Origin of the sequence: Chryseobacterium carnipullorum, assembly GCF_900142785.1 — a bacterium.
Taxonomy (GTDB): domain Bacteria; phylum Bacteroidota; class Bacteroidia; order Flavobacteriales; family Weeksellaceae; genus Chryseobacterium; species Chryseobacterium carnipullorum.
This window is the reverse complement of the sequence record NZ_FRCD01000008.1, coordinates 14,694-37,096: the sequence shown is the minus strand read 5'-3', so window position 1 is coordinate 37,096 and position 22,403 is coordinate 14,694. Positions and strand designations below refer to the sequence as shown.

26 protein-coding genes are annotated in these 22,403 nt (G+C 36.8%); 21 read left to right on the top strand and 5 right to left on the bottom strand.

Annotated elements, in window-relative coordinates; genetic code table 11:
- Nucleotides 1-192: 192 nt before the first annotated feature.
- The 17 genes from BUC06_RS10360 to BUC06_RS10280 all read left to right on the top strand — a co-directional run bounded on the left by BUC06_RS10360 (nt 193) and on the right by BUC06_RS10280 (nt 15,872).
- Entirely contained in the window at nt 193-1,860 is a 1,668-nt protein-coding gene (locus BUC06_RS10360; protein ID WP_073333440.1) for a GLPGLI family protein, read from the top strand.
- Between the two features lie 320 nt (nt 1,861-2,180).
- Entirely contained in the window at nt 2,181-3,860 is a 1,680-nt protein-coding gene (gene asnB / locus BUC06_RS10355) for an asparagine synthase B (RefSeq protein WP_073333437.1), read from the top strand.
- A gap of 224 nt (nt 3,861-4,084) precedes the next feature.
- Nucleotides 4,085-4,897 (top strand): hypothetical protein, encoded by an 813-nt coding sequence (locus BUC06_RS10350; protein WP_073333434.1) that lies wholly within the window; start codon nt 4,085-4,087, stop codon nt 4,895-4,897.
- A gap of 139 nt (nt 4,898-5,036) precedes the next feature.
- Nucleotides 5,037-6,440, top strand: a complete 1,404-nt coding sequence (locus BUC06_RS10345; RefSeq protein ID WP_073333432.1) for an MFS transporter — start codon at nt 5,037-5,039, stop codon at nt 6,438-6,440.
- Between the two features lie 105 nt (nt 6,441-6,545).
- Nucleotides 6,546-7,421 (top strand): pirin family protein, encoded by an 876-nt coding sequence (locus BUC06_RS10340; protein ID WP_073333429.1) that lies wholly within the window; start codon nt 6,546-6,548, stop codon nt 7,419-7,421.
- 141 nt (nt 7,422-7,562) lie between these two features.
- Nucleotides 7,563-7,874 (top strand): GNAT family N-acetyltransferase, encoded by a 312-nt coding sequence (locus tag BUC06_RS10335; protein ID WP_073333427.1) that lies wholly within the window; start codon nt 7,563-7,565, stop codon nt 7,872-7,874.
- A gap of 60 nt (nt 7,875-7,934) precedes the next feature.
- Complete coding sequence (locus tag BUC06_RS10330; RefSeq protein WP_073333424.1) at nt 7,935-8,834, top strand: pirin family protein; 900 nt, start codon at nt 7,935-7,937, stop codon at nt 8,832-8,834.
- Between the two features lie 22 nt (nt 8,835-8,856).
- On the top strand, nt 8,857-9,396 hold the full coding sequence (locus tag BUC06_RS10325; RefSeq protein WP_073333421.1) for an NADPH-dependent FMN reductase: 540 nt from the start codon (nt 8,857-8,859) through the stop codon (nt 9,394-9,396).
- A complete protein-coding gene (locus tag BUC06_RS10320) occupies nt 9,389-9,967 on the top strand; it encodes a TMEM175 family protein (RefSeq protein ID WP_073333419.1) in 579 nt (192 codons plus the stop codon). The genes BUC06_RS10325 and BUC06_RS10320 overlap by 8 nt, the downstream gene beginning before the upstream one ends.
- Nucleotide 9,968: 1 nt before the next feature.
- Nucleotides 9,969-10,184, top strand: a complete 216-nt coding sequence (locus BUC06_RS10315; protein WP_073333416.1) for a (4Fe-4S)-binding protein — start codon at nt 9,969-9,971, stop codon at nt 10,182-10,184.
- Between the two features lie 2 nt (nt 10,185-10,186).
- Nucleotides 10,187-10,582, top strand: a complete 396-nt coding sequence (locus tag BUC06_RS10310; protein WP_073333413.1) for an OsmC family protein — start codon at nt 10,187-10,189, stop codon at nt 10,580-10,582.
- 1 nt (nt 10,583) lies between these two features.
- On the top strand, nt 10,584-10,871 hold the full coding sequence (locus tag BUC06_RS10305; RefSeq protein WP_034741912.1) for a GNAT family N-acetyltransferase: 288 nt from the start codon (nt 10,584-10,586) through the stop codon (nt 10,869-10,871).
- A 113-nt stretch (nt 10,872-10,984) separates the two neighbouring features.
- Nucleotides 10,985-12,544 (top strand): sodium:solute symporter, encoded by a 1,560-nt coding sequence (locus BUC06_RS10300; RefSeq protein ID WP_073333411.1) that lies wholly within the window; start codon nt 10,985-10,987, stop codon nt 12,542-12,544.
- Nucleotides 12,545-12,625: 81 nt separating this feature from the next.
- Entirely contained in the window at nt 12,626-13,315 is a 690-nt protein-coding gene (locus tag BUC06_RS10295) for an SGNH/GDSL hydrolase family protein (protein WP_073333408.1), read from the top strand.
- 147 nt (nt 13,316-13,462) lie between these two features.
- Complete coding sequence (locus tag BUC06_RS10290) at nt 13,463-13,876, top strand: hypothetical protein (RefSeq protein WP_228423694.1); 414 nt, start codon at nt 13,463-13,465, stop codon at nt 13,874-13,876.
- 106 nt (nt 13,877-13,982) lie between these two features.
- The gene (locus BUC06_RS10285) at nt 13,983-14,837 is read left to right on the top strand and encodes a transketolase (protein ID WP_394363681.1); all 855 of its coding nucleotides are present in this window, start codon (nt 13,983-13,985) and stop codon (nt 14,835-14,837) included.
- Between the two features lie 87 nt (nt 14,838-14,924).
- Nucleotides 14,925-15,872: a transketolase family protein gene (locus BUC06_RS10280; RefSeq protein ID WP_073333401.1), complete on the top strand. Its 948-nt coding sequence runs from the start codon at nt 14,925-14,927 to the stop codon at nt 15,870-15,872.
- A 166-nt stretch (nt 15,873-16,038) separates the two neighbouring features.
- Here BUC06_RS10280 and BUC06_RS24115 read toward each other — a convergent pair whose 3' ends face one another.
- Genes BUC06_RS24115 through BUC06_RS10265 form a run of 3 tightly spaced genes read right to left on the bottom strand, consistent with a single transcriptional unit; the run spans nt 16,039 to nt 17,601 of the window.
- The gene (locus BUC06_RS24115; protein WP_228423692.1) at nt 16,039-16,551 is read right to left on the bottom strand and encodes a hypothetical protein; all 513 of its coding nucleotides are present in this window, start codon (nt 16,549-16,551) and stop codon (nt 16,039-16,041) included.
- Nucleotides 16,548-17,012, bottom strand: a complete 465-nt coding sequence (locus BUC06_RS10270) for a hypothetical protein (RefSeq protein ID WP_073333398.1) — start codon at nt 17,010-17,012, stop codon at nt 16,548-16,550. Before BUC06_RS10270 ends, BUC06_RS24115 begins: the two co-directional genes overlap by 4 nt.
- 34 nt (nt 17,013-17,046) lie before the next feature.
- On the bottom strand, nt 17,047-17,601 hold the full coding sequence (locus tag BUC06_RS10265; RefSeq protein WP_073333396.1) for a hypothetical protein: 555 nt from the start codon (nt 17,599-17,601) through the stop codon (nt 17,047-17,049).
- A gap of 470 nt (nt 17,602-18,071) precedes the next feature.
- Here BUC06_RS10265 and BUC06_RS10260 point away from each other — a divergent pair, with 470 nt between their 5' ends.
- The 4 genes from BUC06_RS10260 (at nt 18,072) to gwsS (ending at nt 21,384) form a co-directional block, all read left to right on the top strand.
- The gene (locus BUC06_RS10260) at nt 18,072-18,275 is read left to right on the top strand and encodes a hypothetical protein (RefSeq protein ID WP_073333393.1); all 204 of its coding nucleotides are present in this window, start codon (nt 18,072-18,074) and stop codon (nt 18,273-18,275) included.
- A gap of 51 nt (nt 18,276-18,326) precedes the next feature.
- Nucleotides 18,327-19,220: a hypothetical protein gene (locus tag BUC06_RS10255; RefSeq protein WP_073333391.1), complete on the top strand. Its 894-nt coding sequence runs from the start codon at nt 18,327-18,329 to the stop codon at nt 19,218-19,220.
- 6 nt (nt 19,221-19,226) lie between these two features.
- On the top strand, nt 19,227-20,129 hold the full coding sequence (gwsG, locus tag BUC06_RS10250) for a grasp-with-spasm system ATP-grasp peptide maturase (protein ID WP_073333388.1): 903 nt from the start codon (nt 19,227-19,229) through the stop codon (nt 20,127-20,129).
- A 175-nt stretch (nt 20,130-20,304) separates the two neighbouring features.
- Nucleotides 20,305-21,384, top strand: coding sequence for a grasp-with-spasm system SPASM domain peptide maturase (gene gwsS, locus BUC06_RS10240; RefSeq protein ID WP_073333383.1), 1,080 nt, complete (start codon nt 20,305-20,307; stop codon nt 21,382-21,384).
- A gap of 16 nt (nt 21,385-21,400) precedes the next feature.
- Here the strand turns inward: gwsS and BUC06_RS10235 are convergent, their stop codons facing one another.
- Together BUC06_RS10235 and BUC06_RS10230 are read right to left on the bottom strand one after the other, a co-directional pair.
- Complete coding sequence (locus tag BUC06_RS10235; RefSeq protein ID WP_073333380.1) at nt 21,401-21,778, bottom strand: hypothetical protein; 378 nt, start codon at nt 21,776-21,778, stop codon at nt 21,401-21,403.
- Nucleotides 21,779-21,847: 69 nt separating this feature from the next.
- On the bottom strand, nt 21,848-22,318 hold the full coding sequence (locus BUC06_RS10230) for an Lrp/AsnC family transcriptional regulator (RefSeq protein ID WP_034703315.1): 471 nt from the start codon (nt 22,316-22,318) through the stop codon (nt 21,848-21,850).
- Nucleotides 22,319-22,403: the final 85 nt, after the last annotated feature.

Genomic DNA, 22,403 nt, shown 5'->3' with positions numbered 1-22,403 from the left:
GATATAAAAATATACAGCTGCTCTATTTCAGGGCAGCTTTTTTTGTTGAAAATTCCCATAAAATATAAGTTTTTGAAAATAGTATAAACCCGTCTGTAACATCCAGGATACTAATCCCTACTTATAATAGTAAAAGCTTTTAAAGCTCTGAAAACTGATCATAGATAGTATCTTTGCAGAAAACCTGTACCTATGTATATAAAAACGCTATTCAACTTCTTTGCATTATTCTTATGCGGTCTTGCGTATGCACAGACCTATGAGATCCTATACACCAGCTCTTACAACGGAAAAGTTCTTACAGAGCAGTCCCCTACTCTTGTCTGGGCAGATAGCAAAGAAAATTTCATCCTTAGTAATGCGATCAGGGAACAGAAAAGTGATTATCCGTTTGAGATCACCAAAATAGAAAAACCGTCTAATACTGTGGTTTCTTACGCTTTCCTGAAGCCTGGAGACATCATCTCATCTTCGGATGCAGAATCTATAGGAAAACAGACCTTTGAATTAACGAATGAAACAAAAAGAATCTTAGGCTATCATTGTAAGAAAGCAATCACAAAAATCAATTCAAATACGATAGAAATTTGGTATACCAATGACTTAAAAATCAATGGTGGCCCCTCTGTTTTAGGGCAAAATCTAGGCTTTGTTTTAGAGATTGAAAGAAATAAAAATTCACTGATCACTGCCAGTTCTATCAAGAAAATAAAAAAAACGGATATTGATTCTATCATAAAAGGTTCAGTACAGTCTACCGATCTTTCAGGATATAAAGATCTTCTTTGGAAAAGCCGTTTTACCACATTAAAGGTTTTCGAAAATGAAACGATCAATTTTTCTGATGAATCAAAATCAAATGAAAACGTTAGAAAATATGCTAACGGAACCATTATCCTGAAAAAAATAAAATTTCCTGCGATCAAAGAAGGTGAAAATATTTTTGTTGAAGTTAAACAACAATCCAACGGTGATGCCTACGACAGAACCGGAACTGTGTTTTTTATTCCTCAAGACAAAGCTTCTTCTTTCTTTGACGGACTGGAAAAAGGTGCAAAAACACTCCCTGTTTATGAGAATGGAAACGGAAAACAATATTATGGGGTAACAACAACTGAAAATTACAGTCCCGCTATAGAAATGATGCGTTTTTTTACCGCTTTCGGAATTCAAAAATTCAATCATATCCAATTAAAAGGAAAAGACTGGCAGACCATTAGCCCGTACCGTCAGGATATTACAGAACTTAAACCTTCTCTTTCCGACAAAGAACTCTGGGTAGGAGCTTTCATCGGGAATTACGATAAAGGCGGTCATAAAGTAAGCCTTGAGATCACGATCCATAAAAGTGACCAGACTGTTTACAAAAACAATATGGCAATTCCTCTTTTCAATACCTTAAATATTATGGAAATGGCGGGTCAGGATTATTCAACGATGTTCGATCAGGATAAAGGTCTTTTTGTAGAATTTACATTGAAAAAAGACCTGAAAAATGCTCAGCTCAGATATATTACCACGGGACATGGAGGCTGGGAAAACGGTGATGAATTCGTTCCTAAAATTAATTCTATACTGTTAGATGGCAAAATGACATTTTCTTTTATTCCCTGGAGGTCAGACTGCGGTTCTTATCGATTGTACAATCCTGCATCGGGTAACTTTCCGGATGGACTTTCTTCATCAGACCTCAGCAGATCCAACTGGTGTCCGGGGACCGTTACCAATCCTAATTTCATTCCTCTTGGAGACCTGAAAGCAGGAAAACATACTCTACATGTGAAGATCCCTCAGGGAGCCGCAGAAGGCACGAGTTTCAGTTCGTGGAATGTCTCAGGAGTTTTGCTTGGGTCCCAATAAAACAAAACCTTCTTGCAAAGAGAATTGCAAGAAGGTAAAAACACAAATGATGAAAAAAAATTATTTCGAGCGACAAAGTAAGGGCTAAAATTCATATAATAAATTACCATATATTATTAATTATTTCATTTTAATTTTGTATAGAATAATAAATGCTTTTATTGCCCGGCGAAAAAAATTAATTAAATATGTGATTATCGGCTCAAATAGTTAATATTATTCTATAAAATAAATTGTTAAGTTAAAAATATTAACTTTTATTTATTTTTTATTGTTATTTTTAAACATCAAAGCTAATTTTGCTTCAAATAAGTAACAATATGTGTGGAATAGTATGTTTGTTTGATGCCAAACAAAAAACCGAAATATTAAGACCTCAGGTTTTAGAAATGTCAAAAAAAATCCGTCACCGGGGCCCGGACTGGAGCGGTGTATTTCAGGATGACAAAGTCGTATTCTCTCACGAGAGACTGGCAATCGTAGATCCTACTTCAGGAAAACAGCCTTTATTTACCAAAGACGAAAAAGTAGTTTTGGCGGTAAACGGAGAAATCTATAACCATAGAGAATTAAAAGAAGAATTTCCCGATTTCGAATTCCAGACTCAGTCGGATTGTGAAGTGATTCTGGCATTGTACAGAAAATATGGAAAAGACTTCCTTGAAAAGCTTAACGGAATTTTTGCATTTGCTCTTTACGATATAGAAAAAGGAATTTATCTGATCGCCCGTGACCATATGGGTATCTGCCCTCTTTATCAGGGATGGGATAAAAACGGAAACTTCTATGTGGCTTCTGAATTAAAAGCACTGGAGGGAATCTGTAAAACCATTGAAACCTTCCTTCCCGGACATCTTTTATACAGTCCTGACGGATCTGAGCTTCAGCAATGGTATAAAAGAGACTGGGAAAACTTTGACAACGTACAAGATCATGAAACCGATATTTCAAAAATAAGAAAAGGCCTTGAAGATGCCGTTCACAGACAGCTGATGAGCGACGTTCCTTATGGCGTTCTTCTTTCCGGAGGATTGGATTCATCTGTGATTTCAGCGGTTACTGCAAAATTTGCAAGACAAAGAGTTGAAAGTGGAGACACCCAGGAAGCATGGTATCCAAGACTTCACAGTTTTGCCGTAGGACTCGTAGGATCTCCTGACCTGGCAGCGGCAAGAAAAGCAGCCGACCATATCGGATCCGTTCATCATGAAGTTAATTTCACCGTTCAGGAAGGGCTGGATGCCGTACGGGATGTGATTTACCACCTCGAAACTTATGATGTAACCACCATTAGAGCATCTACCCCGATGTACCTTTTGGCAAGAGTGATCAAATCTATGGGGATCAAAATGGTTCTTTCCGGAGAAGGTTCAGATGAACTGTTCGGAGGATACTTATATTTTCATAAGGCTCCCAATGCGAAAGAATTCCATGATGAAACAGTAAGAAAATTAGGTAAACTTCATTTATATGACTGTTTAAGAGCTAACAAAGCATTGATGAGCTGGGGAATTGAAGGAAGGGTTCCTTTCCTTGATAAAGAATTCATGGACATTGCCATGAACGTTAATCCAAAGGATAAAATGATCAACGTTTCAGAAGGAAAAATCGAAAAATGGGTCTTAAGAAAAGCTTTTGAAGATATCCTTCCGGAATCCATTGTATGGAGACAGAAAGAACAGTTTTCAGACGGTGTAGGCTATTCATGGATCGATACCTTAAAAGAGGTTGCTGAAAAAGAAGTCACTGATGAAATGATGACCAACGCGAGATTCAGGTTCCCGCTCAACACCCCTCAAAACAAAGAAGAATACCGTTACAGAACCATTTTCGAAACTCATTTCCCAAGTGAAACAGCAGCAGCAACAGTTCCATCAGTACCTTCAGTAGCTTGCTCCACTCCTATTGCTCTGGAATGGGATGAAGCTTTCAAAAAAATGAATGATCCAAGCGGAAGAGCGGTAAAAGTGCATGAAACGTCATATGGAAGTGAGGCATAAATGATGCGTGACAGGTAACATGTCAATTCTGAAATCTCATCTCTAACATTTTCCGTATAACTTCTAATCTTTCGTTTCTAAAGCTAAAAATTTTATCAATCCTGTAGCCATACAGGATTTTCTTTTGAATAAACGTTAATAATATAATATAATTTAACTGACAATCAAAAATAATATCACAGAAATAATTATATTTGGACAACGAAAATATCAATTATAAAAAAATGAGAAGAAATCTTACTGTTTTATTTGCCTTACTATCCATCAGTTTTGCTTTCGGACAGGGAAAATATGGCAAATACTTAAATTCAAAAAAGCTTGCTTTATCTTATAAGACTGTAAAAGATCAGGATAAGGATGACTATTATCAGCAGTTCTACTGGCTGGTAAAAGCTGAGCAGCTTAAAACGTATCCTCACCTTAAAGATATAAAACCAATTGTTTTATATGAGTTCGTGAAAAAAGTAAATCCTCAGAATCCTACCAAAAAATTAGATGACAGAGGAAAAGAACTAAGAGCCACTGCTGAATTATCTTTAAATCAATATTTTAAGAACAAAAAATTCGAAAACAATTCGGTTTTAATGTACAATCTTGAAACCTATGTAGACCCATCCAAAGGACAGTTCTATACAAAAGTAGATCCTGAAAAGATTAAGGAACTGGTTCCGAAAGAATTGTTTGCCTTCAACTCTTTAAACAGAAATCTGGGAGAAGAAAAAACATATTATCTATGGATCGATAAGAAAAAAGACGATTTAAACATTGTAGATATCATTCCTAACGAAAAAGAAGACAAAGATTTTTACGTAAGATTAAAACAATACCTTCCAGGCTATAAGTTCTCAAAATATGTTCCTACTGTGAAAAAAGGGAACAAATCAGACAAAACGGATATCGATTATTATTACATCATGCCGTTCGAACAGAACACTGATAACATCGAGTATAAAACAAAAGATTTCAAAACGTTCATCTTAAGCCAGTACAGAAAAGCCGGCAACGAATGGAAAGGAGTAGAAAAACCTAGAAAATAAATTGAAAAGTCTTGTGAAAATTCACAGGACTTTTTTAATTTTATACTAAATTCTTCATCTAAGAATCAGACTGTTGAAAAACAGTAATTTCTTACCCATAAATAAATCTGGAAGTCTAACGATTTCCAGTCTACAACGAATGACAGAAACAAGCCCGCAACAAACCTCTGTAAAAAAAATACTTCCATTCATTCTGGCCACTGCTATTTTTATGCAGATGCTGGATTCCACGATTCTGAATACCTCACTGCCCTCTATTGCCAGGGACCTTCATGAATCTCCACTCAATATGCAGAATGCTATCATCAGCTATGTTCTGACACTGGCGGTTTTCATGCCTGCCAGCGGTTTTCTGGCAGACCGCTTTGGAACTAAAAAAGTATTTATTTTTGCCCTGATTCTTTTCAGCATAGGTTCGCTCTTCTGTTCCATGTCACAAAATCTCACCCATCTGGTAATTTCAAGGGTCATTCAGGGTGTCGGGGGAAGTTTGATGACCCCTGTTGGAAAACTTGCATTAATCAAGACTTTTGACAAAAGCGAACTTCTGAAAGCGATGAACTTCGCCATTATTCCTGCATTGATTGGACCTGTACTCGGCCCCTTGGTTGGTGGCTATATGGTAGACTACCTTTCATGGCACTGGATTTTCCTGATTAATATTCCGATTGGAGTGTTAGGAATGATCCTGGGACTGAAATATATGCCCGATTACAAATCTACCGATGTTGATTTCGATTTAAAAGGATTTCTCATTTTTGCCGCTGCATCCCTTCTGTTGTCCATTTCACTGGAACTTTTCGGAGATATGCAGAATATAAGTCCGGTACTTTTTGTTTTTATTCTCGGCTTCTTATTTCTGTATTATTATTACAAACATGCAAGACGGGGTGGAAATCCTATTTTTCCGTTAGATCTGTTTCAGGTAAGAACATTTCGTGTAGGGATCGTAGGAAACCTGGCTACCAGACTAGGGATCAGTTCTGTTCCTTTATTGCTTCCGCTAATGATTCAGATTGCCTATAAACAGTCGGCAGTAACTTCCGGATGGATTATTGCTCCGATGGCTCTGACCGCCATATTCGGAAAGTCATCCGTTATTAAAATTTTAGATCGGTATGGTTACCGGCAGACTTTAATGGTGAATACCTTCATCATCGGAACCCTGATCTGCCTTCTGGCTATCCCCAATATTCACACTTCTTTATACTGGTTTGTTCCCATTATTGCCATACTGGGTTTTTTCAACTCAATCCAGTTTACTTCGATGAATACCATTTCTATTGCAGATCTGAGAAACTTCCAGACCAGCAGCGGAAATTCACTGATATCTGTTAATCAGCAGCTGGCCATCGGATTTGGAATTGCTTTTGGGCTTATTGTTTTAAAATTATTTGAAAATTCAGACTTTATTGAAGGTGAAATCCACAATGCCTTCCGCTACACTTTTCTTACCGTGGGAATATTAACTATTATCTCAGGTTTTGTTTTCAGAAGACTTCATATTTCAGATGGAAAGAATATGAAATCTAAGGAGGATTAATTCCCAGTCTTATTCCTTCTATTTTTTCACCTTTACCGAACTTAACACAGATCAATGTGACTGATTTCTTGCTGCTGTATTTTTGTTATATAAATTCACAATATTATGACAGCAAAAAAAATAGAAATTATAGTAGCTCCAAAACCGGCCCATTTTGTAGGGGATGGTTTTAGAGTTCATAATTTCATACCAGGGATACAGGGATTGGACATGAAAAGAATGGACCCGTTCATTATGCTTGATTATAATTCAAAATTTCATTTCAATGGCTCAGAAATACCGAGAGGTGTAGGCGTTCATCCACACAGAGGTTTTGAGACTGTAACGATAGCTTATCAGGGTAAAGTAGAACATCATGATAGCGCCGGAGGAGGAGGAATTATCGGGGAAGGTGATGTACAGTGGATGACTGCTGCAAAAGGAGTTCTTCACAAAGAATATCACGAAACCGAATGGTCTAAAAAAGGCGGAATTTTCCAGATGGTCCAGCTCTGGGTTAATCTGCCCGCTAAAGATAAAATGAGCTGCCCAAAATACCAGGCTATAGAAAATTCTTCTATGGAACGTGTTGATTTGGGCGAAAACGGTCTTATAGAAATTATTGCAGGAGAATACAACGGACACAAAGGTCCGGCGGAAACTTTCACTCCCTTGAATATGATGAATGCAAAGCTGAAATCAGGTGGAAAAGCTGATTTTAGCTTTCCGCCCCATTTTAATACGGCTGCATTGGTTATTGAAGGAAGCATTATGGTCAATGGAGAAGAAAAAGCAGCAGCAGATCACCTTGTTTTATTTAAAAACGAAGGCGAAACCTTCAGCATTGAAGCTGATGAAGATTCAATCGTATTGATCATCAGCGGAGAACCTATCAATGAACCGATTTATCCTCACGGACCTTTCGTCATGAATTCCAGAGAAGAGATCATGCAGGCTTTTGAAGATTATAATACCGGAAAGTTCGGTTATCTTGAAGATTAAAGAATTAAATTTATCTTAATCTTACATTATTCCTTTTTTACTAACTTTATATACTTATGTTGAGTGAAACGCAAAGACTCACAGTTCTAACACTACTATACGTCTTTGCGATCCTCCAACCTACTTAGAATACAAAAATTTATGAAACCCGAATTCGAAAATATTCCTCTTGTCAAAGCAGAAAAAAGATTTGAAATAGAAATCAACGGACATTATGCATTGATTGACTATCGTGAAATGGGCCATCAGATCGCTTTGGTTCATACCGAAGCAGAGCCTGAGCTGGCAGGAACCGGTGCTGCTGTTGCTGTTGTAGAGAAAACATTAGCTTATATTGAAGAACATGATAAAAAACTTCTTCCGTTCTGTCCTTATGTTTTTGCCTACATCAAGAAGCATTCGGAGTGGAAACGTATTGTTGATGAAAAATTTGAAGGATACGACAAACTTTAATCCTGCATTCAAAGATCTACTCTACTCACTTAAAACAGAATTCAAAAACATTATTTAGTTATGTCAAATATCGGACTTATCATAGAAGAAAAAGCGGCAGATATAGGAAATTTTCTGGTAGGAAGACTTCTTCCCTTCCGTGAAAAAAGAGCAGTCGGACCTTTTGTTTTCATCGATCATATGGGACCTTCAGAATTGAAAGATTACCAGAATCTTGATGTTCCACCACATCCGCATATCGGATTATCCACCTTAACTTACCTTTTGGAAGGATCTATTTTTCACAGAGACAGCATTGGAAGTGCGGTTGAAATAAAACCGGGAGCGGTGAACTGGATGACTGCCGGAAAAGGCGTAGTGCACTCGGAGAGGACTCCTGAATATTTAAGACACAGCGATAAAAGACTTCACGGATTTCAAATCTGGGTAGGTCTTCCAAAACATCTGGAACAGACTGAACCTACTTTTCATCACATTGAAGCGGATGAAATTCCGGTATGGGAAGAAGACGGTATTCAATATAAACTGATTGCCGGAGAAGCTTTCGGAAGAAAATCTGCAGTTCCGGTTCATAGCAAATTATTTTTCATCGAGATCAAAACCAAAGAAGCGAAAAAAATAAGCATCGGAAAGGATCTTTATGGTGAAGCCGCGATGTATGTCCTTGACGGGACGGTTTCCACGGATGGAAATTCTTACGGCTCTAAACAGCTGATGATTGCCAAAGATACCAGGCTTTGCGAATTCGAAATGAGTGAAAACGGCACAGTTTATCTTTTCGGTGGCGAACCTTTTGATGAAGAACGTTTTATATTCTGGAATTTTGTGAATTCGGATAAAGAAATGATCGATCAGGCTAAAGTGAACTGGAATGATCAGAATCATGAAGCATTTCCTTTAGTTCCGGGCGACGAACACGAATATGTTCCCCTTCCCAAGTCGGTTTTAAATAGAAAATAACAGTCTTTAAACAATCAAAACCATGAAAATATTAGCATTTGCAGGAAGTACATCTTCTACGTCGATCAACAGGGAACTGGTCAAATTTGTTCTGAAAGATTTTCAGGATGACGAAATCAATCTGCTTGATCTGAATGATTTCACGATGCCTGTTTTTTCTGTAGACCTTGAAAAAAAGGGATTTCCGGATGAAGCCCATAACTTTTTAAAAGAAATAGAAGCATGTGATGTGATTATCTGCTCGCTCGCAGAGCATAACAGATCGTACAGTGCTGCCTTTAAAAATATCTTCGACTGGTCTTCAAGGATCAATGTCAAGGTATTTCAAAACAAACCTATGCTTCTGATGAGTACTTCTCCGGGAGGTTATGGCGGCGGCAATGTCATGAATACAGCGAAGACATTTTTCCCACAATTCGCTGCCGATATCAAAGATACTTTCTCGCTCCCTAAGTTTTATGAAAATTTTGATATGGAAAGTGGCATCATTAATCCTGATCTGCTGAAGGAGCTTAAAGATAAGATCATCCACTTCAAAGATGAAGTAAAAACCAATGACTAAAGGAAGACTGGAAGCTTTTAGCGACGGTGTTTTAGCCATCATCATTACGATCATGGTTCTGGAGCTGAAAGTTCCGGAAGGGAGCAGTTGGGCCAGCCTAAAGCCTATCGTACCCAGAATCCTTGCGTATATTTTCAGCTTTATTTATGTCGGAATCTACTGGAATAATCATCATCATCTTTTTCAGGCTGTAAAGAAGATTAATGGAAGCATCCTGTGGGCTAACCTTCATCTGCTCTTCTGGCTTTCGCTGATGCCTATCGCTACAGAATGGATCGGGACGACGCATTTCGCAAAGAATCCGGTGGCAGCCTACGGGATATGTCTGATCATGGCGGCGGTGGCTTACACTATTTTAGAGAACCAGATTATCAGGTGCGAAGGCGAAAATTCCAGATTAAAAGAAGCTATTCATTCAAAGTTTAAAGAGTATATCTCGATTATATTTAACATCCTCGGAATCGCAGTTTCATTTTTTTATCCCTATATTGCCATAGGTTTTTATTATATCGTGGCTTTGATATGGCTGATTCCGGACCGAAGAATCGAAAAATCATTAAAAGAAAATTGATATGGAAACTCACGAATATCCCAACGGCAGTATCACTGTCATCTGGCAGCCTCACAAGTGCATCCACTCGGCTGTTTGCGTAAAAATGCTTCCCAAAGTCTACCATCCTAAAGACAGACCCTGGATAAAAGCTGAAAATGCAAGTCCGGAAGAACTTAAAAACCAAATTGACCAATGCCCTTCGGGTGCATTAAGTTATAAATTCAATACACAATAATCATGGCGGTAACCGTAAAAGCAAGTTTAGGAAAAACAAAATATTATACTAAGGTAACGGCCGGCGAAAACCAGATCATTACCGACGAACCCATCGATAAAGGCGGGCAGAATAAGGGTTTCAATCCTATGGAAATTCTGGCGACCTCTCTGGCAAGCTGCACTGCAGCCACTTTAAGAATGTACATCGAAAGAAAGGAATGGGATGTGGAAAACATTCATGTGGAAGTAGCGCTTGAAAATTATCCTTTGACAAAAAGAGCGGTATTCCAAAGAGAGATCACCTTTGACGGTGTTCTGGATGATGAACAGCTGAAAAGACTACATACCATCGCGGATGCCTGTCCTGTCCATAAAATACTAACTAACGATATAGAAATACTAACCAAATTTTCATAATATGACCGAAGTAAAACAAAACAACGACGAGAAACACGGAAGTTTTGAAGCTTTCATAGACGGAAAACGCGCAGGAATGATGACGTATACCTGGGCTGGAGAAGAAAGATTCATCATTGATCATACCGAGGTAGAAGAAGCCTACAACGGAAAAGGTGTAGGAAAAGAAATGCTTCTGGCCGCAGTAGATTTCGCAAGAAAAAACAACAAAAAGATCATCCCTCTCTGCCCGTTTGCCAAAGCAAGTTTTCAGAAAAGTGAGGAGCTACAGGATGTTTTGGTGAACTAGTCCTACTTGTTGTCCTTACAATACAAGCCTTTCAGCGTTTCATCCCTGAAAGGCTTTTTCTTTTTTTAGCAGAACAGAAAAAAACTATATTTGCTAAAATTTAAAAGTTCAGCATGAATTCAGGAACCATCCTTTTGCTATTTGTATTTATTTATTTTATCGGCCTTCTGGTGATTTCCTATTTCACAAGCCGAAATTCTGATAACCAGTCTTTTTTTATTGGTAATAAAAAAAGTAAATGGTGGCTCGTGGCATTCGGCATGATAGGAACCAGCCTTAGTGGGGTTACTTTTATTTCAGTTCCGGGCACGGTAGGAAAGATGACCGGTAGTGAATATATTTTCGGAGGTTTTGAGTATTATATGATGGTGATTGGTTTTTTTATAGGCTACTTTATCGTTGCTGCCATTTTACTTCCACTCTACTATAAAATGAATCTGACTTCCATTTATACTTATTTAGGCAAAAGATTTAATGTAGAGGCTCATAAAATAGGTTCAATATTTTTCATCATTTCCAGAGCGATCGGTGCTACGGCAAGGTTATATCTGGTAGTGAATGTCTTGCAGATCTTTTTGCTTGAAGGTTTGGGGGTTCCTTTTTGGGTTACTGCTCTTGTTCTTTTGCTGATGGTACTTTTATATACTTTTGAAGGTGGCGTGAAAACGATTGTAATTACGGATACCTTACAGACCTCTTTTATGATCATCAGTCTGGTTGCCTGTATCATTTATATTTTATCTAATCTGAATCTTTCATTTGGTGAAGCTTACACTATATTAGAACAGAAAAACTATACTCATTTTATCAATTTTGACCCCAATTCAAAGACCTTCTTCCTTAAAACCATTTTAGGGGGAATCTTCATTACCATCGCAATGACTGGTCTGGATCAGGAAATGATGCAAAAAAATATTTCTGTGGATAATCTTCAGAATTCTAAAAAGAATATGCTGACATTTGCGGGCACACTTCTTTTTGTCAATCTTGCCTTTCTGTTTTTAGGCGGCTTACTTTATCTTTTTGCTTTACAGAATGGCGCAGAATATGGCCTGGCAAAATCTGAAACAGTAACGAATATTTTCGGATTTAAAGATGCTGCAGGAAATATAAAAAATATTATGGGAGACGACCTCTTCCCGGCTTTATCGCTTCAGGGACATTTTCCAATGTTCATTTCTATTATTTTTATTATTGGATTGATTTCGGCACTATTTCCTTCTGCGGATGGAGCTCTGACAGCAGTAACAAGCTCTTATTGTGTAGATTTATTAAACCTTAATGAAGATAAAACCAGAACAGAAAAACAGAAAAAACACCTTCGTATGAAAGTTCACTTAACTTTCACCGTGGTTTTTTTCATCCTGATTATGGTTTTTAAGGCGATGAATGATAAATCAATCGTTTATCTGATCATGGAAATTGCAGGATACACGTATGGACCTCTTTTAGGATTATTCGCCTTCGGAATTTTCACCAAATTTCAGATTTCAAGAAAGTATTCCATTCTTGCCGTGACGCTTTTAGCACCGGTTATTACTTACTTAATCAATTTAGCTGTTACCACTTACACCGATTACAGAATTGGAGTGGAGCTGATTATTCTTAATGGCCTGCTTACTTTTATCGGTTTGTGGCTGGTCAAAAATAAACAGTATTTAAAAGTAGTCTGATCAATATTATTATCTTATCAAGAGCCACTGATGATCATTTATATTTTCAACCGGCACTTGTTGACTTTAAAAAGAAACGATATGAAATTATCAATATTCATAGCCTTAGGCTTGCTGGCAGGCGAATTGGTAAGCGCACAAAGTGCGGTTGATTTTGCTAACCTTGCTAAGTATAAAGATGACAATACGCTCATTCTCAATACAAAGAAAAAAGTGGATGTGGTCTTTATGGGTAATTCCATTACCGAAGGTTGGGTAAAAAGCCATCCGGAGTTTTTTTCTGAGAACAATTATACAGGAAGAGGCATCAGCGGACAAACCTCTTCACAAATGCTGCTGAGGTTTCAAAATGATGTTGTTGCTTTAAAGCCAAAGCTGGTGATCATTAATGCAGGGACTAACGACATTGCCCAAAACACGGGTGTTTATGACCAGCACTTTACGTTCAATAATATTAAAGCGATGGCTGACATTGCCCAAAGCAACGGAATTAAAGTCATCATTGCGTCTGTACTTCCTGCAGCTGCCTTCCCCTGGCGTAAGGAAATAACTGATGTGGCGCAGAAAGTAGATGCCCTGAACAGCAGGCTAAAACAGTATGCACAAAAAAATAAACTTCCTTTCATTGATTACAATGCAGCCATGCGGGATGAAAAAGGGGGCCTGCGTGAAGGACTTTCAAAAGATGGTATCCATCCTACTCTATCAGGCTATACCATAATGGAACCTATGATCAAGAAAGCTATTAATACAACATTAGGCAAAAAATAAGATCAGTGCCTCTCGCTTATTATTCCAAAAACATCATCAATCATAAAAAAAATTACTTCACTTATCCTATTCCTGCTGACATTCTGTTGCGTACATGCTCAAGATTTTGAGGTTTCCACTTTAAGAATGGGGCCCTACAAAGTCTTTATGGAAAAAGCGGAAGCTGAAAAGACAGCAGGTACCGCATTGAAAATGACAGACGGGCTGATCAAGAACAATGTAAAATATAATGGAGAGTTGATCCTGATTGATCTCTACGAGAACTATATCAGCGAAGCAAAACCTAATGTGGTCAGTATTATGGGACTGACAACCACAAGCCAAAAATTCAAAACAAAAAGCGGAATCGGAGTAGGAAATACCAGAGATGACCTGATGAATGCCTATAGAAATTATCCGAGTTTTACCGTGCATCCTGCTTGGGATGAAAAGGGAGAAAAGCGTCTTAAAGATACGGGGTATTTCACTTTAGAAGATCTGGATGCGGGAACTCAGCTTTCTTTTAAATTTGTTAACAACATCGTTACACAAATTTCAGTATACCTTAACGAAGGCTGTTAAAATCAGTATTTCGAAGAAATAATTCTAAATCCGGATCCTGAGTCCGGATTTTTGCATTTCCGTAAGCCGGTAAAAAATTGTAAATTCGCGTGTAAATAAATCAGATATAATGAGTAAAAGTATTGAAGAGTTAAAATCTCTTACTACGCAGATCAGAAGAGACATTTTAAGAATGGTTCATGCTGTCAATTCAGGGCACCCGGGTGGAAGTTTAGGCTGTACAGAATATTTTACAGCGCTTTACGGGAAGGTAATGAATTATCATCTTCCTTTCACTATGGAAGGCAAGAACGAGGATCATTTTTATCTTTCAAACGGGCACATTTCACCGGTTTACTATTCTACTTTAGCGAGATTTGGCTTTTTCCCTGTAGAAGAGCTGAAAACTTTCAGAAAACTGGATTCTAGACTTCAGGGTCACCCCACTACTCATGAGGGCCTTCCAGGAATCAGAATTGCTTCAGGATCTCTTGGTCAGGGACTTTCTGTAGCACTTGGTGTAGCTCAGGGTAAAAAACTGGATGGAGACAATTCTCTTGTTTACACGCTTCACGGAGACGGCGAGCTTCAGGAAGGTCAGGTTTGGGAAGCTTTGATGTATGCTGCAGCTAAAAAAGTTGACAATATTATTTCAACAATTGATTATAACGGACGTCAGATCGATGGTGATACAGATGATGTATTGACTTTAGGAAATTTACATGCTAAACTTGAAGCATTCGGATGGATTGTTTTAGAAGAGAAAAACGGTAATGATCTTGAAGCTGTGACTGCAATTCTTGAGAAAGCAAAAACTGAGACAGGAAAAGGAAAGCCTGTAGTCATTATTCTTCATACAGAGATGGGTTACGGTGTAGATTATATGATGGGTTCACATGCATGGCATGGGAAGGCTCCAAATGACGAGCAGCTGGATACCGCATTCAAACAATTATATCTGGAAGCTCCTGCTGATTATTAATAATCAATGATTAATGATAAATGATGACCGTTTTTAAATCGTTGACCTATCATTTATCAATTATTAAAAACTTTAGTAAAGAAAAAAATGAAATATACATATACAGAAAAAAAAGATACGCGTTCAGGATTTGGAGCTGGATTAGCAGAACTTGCCGACAAAAATCCTAATGTAGTGGCACTTTGTGCAGATCTTATCGGTTCTTTGAAAATGGAGAAATTCATCGAGAAAGCTCCGGAAAGATTTTTCCAGATAGGGATTGCAGAGGCTAATATGATGGGTATTGCTGCTGGTTTGAGCATTACAGGAAAAATTCCTTTTACAGGAACGTTTGCGAACTTCTCTACTTCAAGAGTGTATGATCAGATCCGTCAATCAATTGCTTATTCAGGTAAAAATGTAAAGATCTGTGCATCTCACGCTGGTCTTACTTTAGGTGAAGATGGTGCTACTCACCAGGTTTTGGAAGATATCGGGATGATGAAAATGCTTCCTGGCATGACGGTAATCAACCCTTGTGACTACAACCAGACTAAAGCAGCTACGCTTGCTATTGCTGACTTCGAAGGTCCTGTATATTTAAGATTCGGAAGACCTACTGTTCCTGTGTTTATTCCGGAAGATATGCCTTTCGAAATTGGAAAAGGAATTATGCTTCAGGAAGGGACTGATGTAACCATCGTTGCAACGGGACACCTTGTTTGGGAATCTCTTGTCGCTGCTGACGAACTTGAAAAAGAAGGCATTTCTTGTGAGGTAATCAATATCCACACGATCAAACCTCTGGACGAGGAAATCATCTTAAAATCAGTTGAAAAAACAGGGAAGATTGTTACTGCTGAAGAGCACAACTATCTTGGTGGTTTAGGAGAATCTGTTGCAGGAATGCTTGCAAGAAAAAGACCTACAAGACAGGAGTTTGTTGCGGTAAACGATACATTCGGAGAATCTGCTACGCCTGCAGAATTGATGAAGAAATATAAAATCGACGCTGCTGCTGTGAAAGAAGCCGTGAAGAGAATTTTAGATAAGTAGGATAAGCTATATCATATAACTAAACTCGGGCTGTTTCAAAGAAACAGCCCGAGTTGTTTTACCACCCCGTCAAATCAAAGATTTGACACCCCTCCGGAGGAGAGAATGGTCTCAGTAATTATTTTGACGTTTATAAGTAATTCTGGTCTTTCTACAACTAAGATGATTATTGAGGTCTGTTGATCGGAATATCAAGCACATCAAGTACCGGATATAAGATATTTTCCAGAAATTCATCTTCTTTTATTCTGGATGATTTTGAACCTGAAAAATAGCTACTGATCCTGTAGTTTTTCACAAACTGGTTTCTTTTTTTCCCGATAACATAGTAATATCCTCCGCTTTCATCATTAATGAAATAAGTCATTTCATCAAAGTTCATGATGTTTTTGGTAAAGAATAATTTCCTGTAGATGATCTTTTCCCTTTTATCAAAAATATATTTTACAGGAACTTTGAAAATAAGATCCCACAGAAAATAAACCATATAGATTATCCATATCACAGAAGCAATGGTAAAGGCATTTTCAGATAATATATTTCTGAAATAATACAGCACCGGAATAGCCAGAATGCCAGCCCCCAACCACCATCTTAAAGTACGCAGGAAATTGTAATCAGGCATAAAACTTATTTCACTTCCGTTATCCTCAAATTTATATCGGTCTTTGGTATTCATCGCATGTTTTCATTTAGACCCATGATATCTTCAGTTTCATTGACCATTTTCTGGATGCTTTTATGAGTAAGAGCCTGTCCTATCATAAATTTCTGCTCTTTTCCATTCATATCAAAATAAATATTCAGGAATACATTGGTTGTCAGGAAACCAAGATACTTCATTGCCAACACCTGAAAATGAGTAAAGTCCTGAAAAGAATAGGTCTTTGAAGCAACAAAAACACTTGGTTTGCAGGTAATGGTCTGCTGTTGCGTATCAATCACAAACTTTCTGGCAAAGAAATTCGCGATGATCAATGCTCCAACAGCAACCAGGAATAAGCCCAGTAAAGGAATATTATTTTTATAAGAGATTCCTGCAACAATGAACATAATGATGGCCAATATAAAGCTAAATATCGGCTGGTTCTTAAAAACATAAAGGTTCTCTTCTTTCTTGTAAAATTGATAAGTGTTCATAATAAATAGTGATGTATTTTAATGTTTAATTGTTTTATTTGGATATATAGCGTTCTGCTATCTCATCATCATTAATAGTTTTTAAGGTATCCAGATCTGTTCTGAAGTAGGTATCATGAACAGAGAAATAAGCGTGTACCCTGGTCTCTGTCTGGGCCGAGGCTTCTTTCCAGCATGTACAGAACCAGTCTTCAAACAATTCGTATTTTTCTTCGTTATATTCATCCCATAAGTCATCGAAATCATCATCGTCCTCATGGCGATCCTGGAAGTCTGAAGCTGCGGTCCCTATATTTTCAGGCAAAAATGAATCCCAGTCTTCGTTTTTCCCCATTTGCTTTTTTCTTTGGCCTGGAAGTTTCAGGATATCTGTAATGATTTCTCCGTTTTTATCTACAGCCCAGGCTACAATGTCAAGATTATCATACTCATATTCAAAATACAGAGCTTTGGTATCCACTTTATGCTTGCCTTCAAGATAGTCTACATTTTCTCCTTTAAGAATTTGTACAATATCATTAATAAGCCGTTTTTTAGATTCTTCAAGATGATTTTTTAACTCAGTATTGAGGTTTTTGAGGTTTTGCATACGTTGATTTTGTCATTTTGGTGCTGATGATGGGGATCAATATACAAAAATAGATGAAAAAATAAATCTTTTAAACACGATCTTCTGCATGGTGTACACTAATTTTTTTGTATGTATAGTACCTAATTACTGTATACATTAAAAATATATGAGGATTGATTTAGCAATTCAGTTTTGCGACACCAATTCTATATTATGAATTTTTCAACTGATAAAATTTTATAGAGTAAACATTTTTAAGATTTATTTTAATGTGTACAACCCAATATTTAACCCTTCTAAATTCGCAAAAAATCCACAGTAATACTCACATAATAGAGATTTAATTATTGATAGTTTTGAAATCATCAACGTTGATTGGATATTCAACATTTCACCCGTAAGTGTACAGTATGGGATGCGATGAAGAATAAAAAACCGGGTCAGGGTTTACATGACAACACAAATATTAATTAAAAAATTATTCAATTATGAAAAAGCTTCAAGGAATGAAGAACGGATTTTCTTCATTAGAAAACAAAAAACTGAACAATCCCGGAAATATTACCGGAGGAAGAGCTGAAACGAGCATCAGAACAACTTCAGAAACAGGCCCCAATGGTAATGCAGGAAATACCGGAGATACAGCGATCTGTAATGACGGAAAACATGTTGCGACAATAACAGTTGACTAAATATAAGGAGGGGGAACTCCCCCCCTCTTTCTTTAGATAAAAAATAGGCCAATGAAATATATAAAAATCATTTTTATATTCCTGATTGGAATAGCTTTTCTTTCGTGTAAAAGTAAAAATCTGAATTACATAGATTATTACCATAAAGTATATGCCATTGACAGCATGCAAAGAGTTGACAAAGATACTTTAGCAACGATAAGGCAGTATAAAAAGCTATTCAGGAAATATCCTCCTTCTCAAAATGAACGTATGGAAGAATACGAGGTCTACATAAGATATGCAGATAAATTCCATAAAAAGTTTGGAGGCATAAAAAGTCTGGACAAACTTATAGCACAGTCGGCACCCAACTGGAAATATAAAAGAGAAGATCAGGATTTTTTCAAACTCTATGAAAAGTATGGCATTGACAGTATTGGTGTTGAAAGAAAAGTTCTGCAATGGAAAAAAAGCTTAAATAAAGTACTGATAGATTCTTTCAGTATTGCATCTGCCAGAGACCAATATAATGCCCGCGTGGGCCCAACTGTAGTAAAAGATGATAAAAAAAATGCTGAGCTTTTGATCTGGACATTCAAAAATTATGGTTTCCCCTCAAGGCAAAAAATAGGCCTCTCTGGAAACAATGACCAATTCATGTCTATGGGCACTCTTCTCAATCATATGGCAGGAACGGAGTATTATGAATATTTCAAGACAAAATTACTGGAATATGTAAGGTCGGGTGAATGTACCCCAAGAGATTATATTGAGATGGTAGACAAATACCAATACATTCATCATTTAGAACCTATTTACGGTATATACTCGCATTATGACAAGAATTTTAATGCTGAAGATTCCGTCAGAATAGACCGTAACCGTCAAGCGATAGGCTTTCCCACCTTCAAACAGTCGTCAAAAATCACAAAAGACTTCCAAAGAAAAATGAATAATCATTGATGTATTATGATCCTTATTATCTCTCAAAATAATGAAATTACGACTATAGAAGTAATTAAGCATTTGGTCGTAATGAAGAAAAAATTCATCCGCGTGCATGAAGATGAAGTATTTGAGATCAAAACTCTAAACAAAAGAATTTTGCTTGAAAGTGCCCGTAACAAATTCTTTCTGGATGAAATAGAAAGTGTCTGGTACAGAAGAGGCAGATTAGCATTTAAACGTTTAAAATATTTACATAAGTCCATTCATTTGCATATGAATGAAACCCAGCACTGGCTTGAGGACTATGTTATAAAAACACTTGAAAATAAAAGACATATTAACAAATATAGCAACAGCGATGTCAATAAACTTCTTGTCCTTGACAAAGCAAAGGAAATCGGGTTTGATATTCCGGAGTATTATCTGGCTGAACATACGTCTGAGACAGAAATTAAAAATACCATCATAAAGACAATCAATGGAAATACCATACTGGATGACATCAAGAAAAACTACGGTGGTTTTATGTATACATCGGTTGTTGATAAACATGAAGACGGATATTTTTTCATCACCTTTTTTCAGGAAAAAATTGAAAAAGAATTTGAAGTGAGAACGTTTTATCTCAACGGAAAATGCTGGTCAATGGCTATTTTCTCACAAAACGATGAACAAACCAGAGTAGATTTTAGAAAATACAACAGAATAAAGCCTAATAAAAATGTTCCCTACAACCTTCCCATCGATGTCGAAGAAAAGATTCATCAACTGATGCAATTTTTAGATTTGAACTCAGGATCAATTGATTTTATAAAAAAAGGAAATCAACATTATTTTCTGGAGATCAACCCTATTGGGCAATTTACAGGAATGTCCAATACATGCAATTACTCATTGGAACAAAAAATAGCTGAATATTTATGAAAAAACTCTACAATGAAAAAAACAGATTACCTCTGACCTTCCAATATCTCGAGATATTTAAAACCAAAAACGCAGGTAAAATCCATAGCAACATGTTATACTTTGTACCTTCTGAAAAATACCAGACAGAACATCATATTAGAGAAAAACCTTTAAAACAGCTCACAAGACTTTTATGACATATTTTAATTTATTCAGTAACATTCTGGTTACAAAAGGAGCCAGCCGGATTCTAATCTCAGATCTTCAGAGAAATACTTCAGATCTGTATCCCTTGGAGTTGCATGAAGTTATAGAAGGACTAAAGAATCAATCAATTGAAAATATTCTGAAAGTTTATGATGCAGAATCCAGACTGTTTATCAGGGAATATATAGATATGTTACTTAAAAAAGAATATGGTTTTATGACCGATGGAGATTGGGACAAGAATTTTCCGCCACTCTCCTATACATTCTATGAACCCCATGAAATTTCTAATGTTTTCATAGAAATCAATGATATTGCAGTTCTGGATAAAATAAAACAGTCTGTGGAAAATCTTGGGGTAAAACATCTTGTTATCTACTGTCACAACAAACTTTCGCTCAAAGAATTTCAGGACATTGATGACCAATTTAAAGGCTCTGTTTTAAACGGAATTGAAATATTTTCGCCATTCCATGATGATGTGAATGAAAATTTTATCAGCAGCCTCCATCAAACACTTAATAGAATTTATAGTTTAGTGTTCCATAGCTGTCCTAAGTTTCCAGTGAAATCCAAAGATATTTTCAGATTCAGCTTACAATTTAGCCGGGAAAATCTTAAAATATCCTCCTGCGGCAAAGTAGATCTTAAGTATTTCAACACCAATCTTCCAAAAGTTTCAGAAGCACTCAACTACAATTCCTGTCTCCATAAAAAGATAGGAATAGATCGCAACGGTAACATTAAAAACTGTCCGCTAATGGCTGATCATTTTGGAAACATCAACGATAGTACTCTTGAAGAAGCTCTGATGAAGCCTGGATTTAAAAAATACTGGAACATTACCAAAGATAAGATAGAAGTCTGTAAAGACTGTGAATTCAGATATATCTGTACCGACTGCAGAGCTTATACAGAGCAAACCCATCAAGACAACAATGGATCAGACCTTTCAAAGCCGCTAAAATGCGGTTATGATCCGTATACAGGAAAGTGGGAAGCCTGGAGTAAAAACCCTTTAAAACAGCAGGCTTTACATTTTTATACGCAACAATTAAAAATCTAAATATTCAGAACAATTCTTATCTGAAAAATTTCCATTTTGGTATAATGGCAAGCATTCCAAAGCCAGTGAACAGAAACAGATTGGTGACATCCGTATATAAAAATGTAGACAGATAATAGTTATGCATAAAGAAATGCAGGACCAATAGTGCAGGAAACATTAAGATACCTATTTTTCTGTAGAAAAACATCAGGACCAACCCGATCATCATCAGGACATCAATGGAAAAGATAACGAAAAAGTACCATCTCGGAATCTGAAGAAATTCATGCTGGAGATATTCATCCACATCTATTCCAAGCCCCATAATTGTGAACAGCATCAATGCTGCGAATGCTAAAATAAAACCCCATCCTTTCTTTGGATCCTCGTCAAAGTAACTGTATTCTTCCATAGGTACAAAAATAAAGAACTTATGAATATATTCATAAGTTCTTTGGTATATATTCGTTTAGAATTTGAATTATATAGAAATAGCGTTGATCAATCTGTTTTTGTCGCTCAAGTACTCTTCCATGGAGATCATACTTTCGGTTCTCATTACATCCTGAATGTCGTCTATCTGATAAATAATTCTTTTCGCATCCTCCGTATTCTTAGCTCTTACTTTACAGAAAATATTATATTTTCCGGAAATAACGCTTGCTTCGATTACGTTTGGAAGTACTGATAATTCTTTCAATACCTCTTGAGTGCGGTTTGATTTTGTCAAAAGGATCCCAATGAAAGCTGTAAAGTGATAGTCCAGCTTGCCATAATCGATATTAAGAGATGATCCCAAAATAATACCTGCATCCTCCATTTTTTTCACTCTTACGTGAATTGTTCCAGCAGAAACATCCATCTGCTTTGCAATTTCTGTAAAAGGCATTCTTGTGTTTTCGACTAAGAAATCAAGAATTTTCTTGTCTATTTCGTCCAGTTGATAGTTCATATTAGTTAAATTACAATTTTCTTAAAAAATCCATGTATTTATTGCAAATTTATAAAAAATTATTTAACTAAAAAAATTATATCAA